Origin of the sequence: Aeromonas sp. R7-1 (assembly GCF_040908115.1) — a bacterium.
GTDB lineage: Bacteria > Pseudomonadota > Gammaproteobacteria > Enterobacterales > Aeromonadaceae > Aeromonas > Aeromonas caviae.
Map to the genome: position 1 here is coordinate 1 of NZ_JBFODD010000011.1, position 1,218 is coordinate 1,218.

The 1,218-nt window shown below is 53.8% G+C and carries 1 protein-coding gene and 1 pseudogene; both read left to right on the top strand.

Features of this window, described 5'->3' with window-relative positions; translation table 11 throughout:
* Positions 1-895 (top strand): hypothetical protein (locus AB5Y51_RS01275; RefSeq protein WP_368177931.1); only part of this gene is annotated, 895 nt, incomplete at its 5' end.
* A gap of 16 nt (positions 896-911) precedes the next feature.
* Positions 912-1,218: pseudogene (locus AB5Y51_RS01280) on the top strand (hypothetical protein); the annotation flags it as partial.

A 1,218-nucleotide genomic window follows, 5' to 3' on the forward strand; every position in this document is an offset into this window, starting at 1 on the left:
CCCGGGTAGTGCTGGCAGCGGCATCATGTCGATGAAGGTGGCCCCCCTCGGCTGGACTCTGACCCATGAGAGCGGTGACGGCATGGTGGCCATCTATCGCCCCACCAATGTCAGCGAGTCGGGGAACGTTTCCTTGCGCATCGACAACACCGCATTCAGCGGCTGGACAGGAACGACTTCCTCTGGGTCAGCTAGCTACTTTGCCAAAATAGCCATGGTCGAGGATGTGGTGGATATTGATACCTACACCACTATTTATGAACACTGTTGGCCAGCTACCCAGCGTTACAGCGCCAAGATTTGGGACTTAATTGGTGACTCACAGTTATTCTACTGGTTTCCTGCAATCGGCAACGCCAGCTTTCAATCTGGATTCTGTTTTGGCTATTTGAAATCGGTTCGTCCAGGGGATCGCTATCATGCCATGCTGCATACCTACACCACGACAAACCCGGCCAATAGTAGTTTGCATATGGCAAATAAAAACACCAACAATAATATTTGTGCCACGGCGTTCACAGCCTTTGATGATTCTAGCTTCCGTATTCTTGCTCGCCCATTTCATCAACTCTTTGGTGTTACCAGTTACTGGTTAAAGGGGCTTTTCGGTCGCTTCGGTGCTGGTCTTTCTGTTCCAAACGCCCCCGATAACAGTTTTTATATGAGTACAGACCCCATCATGGTAGTGGAGTCTGGCAACCACTTACGTGGCTATATGCCGGGTCTGATCGTGCCCTATGGCGACGTCTTGGATTGGCATCGTAATAACTTCGCTAACCTGCCCGCCTTGCCTGGCAAGTTAGTGCGTTTTATCCGGCCTACCTATCAGATCAATACCTTTAACACTGATCCAAGATCATTAATGGGTTTTGATCTTGTCGGGCCTTGGCGCTAAAGAAAAGGGGTGCATCATGGATTTTCCAGTGAAATGGTACAGCAATGCGATGCAGGGAGCGCCAAGCCTGGGGGACACCGCCGCCGGGGCCCTGACGGCCCTGCTCAAAGCGGTGCTGGTGACCGGGTTCGGCAACCTCACGATTAATGCCCTGATGTGGGATGCTGCCGAGGGTGCCGCCAAGGCCACGTTTTCCGGCGGTCATGCTTACCTGCAGGACTCCGTGATCGAGGTGAGCGGGGCGAGCCCGGCCGCCTACAACGGCGAGCATCGGGCGAAGAAGGTGAGCAGCACCGAAGTCTGGTTCGAGCTGGACGGCGGCA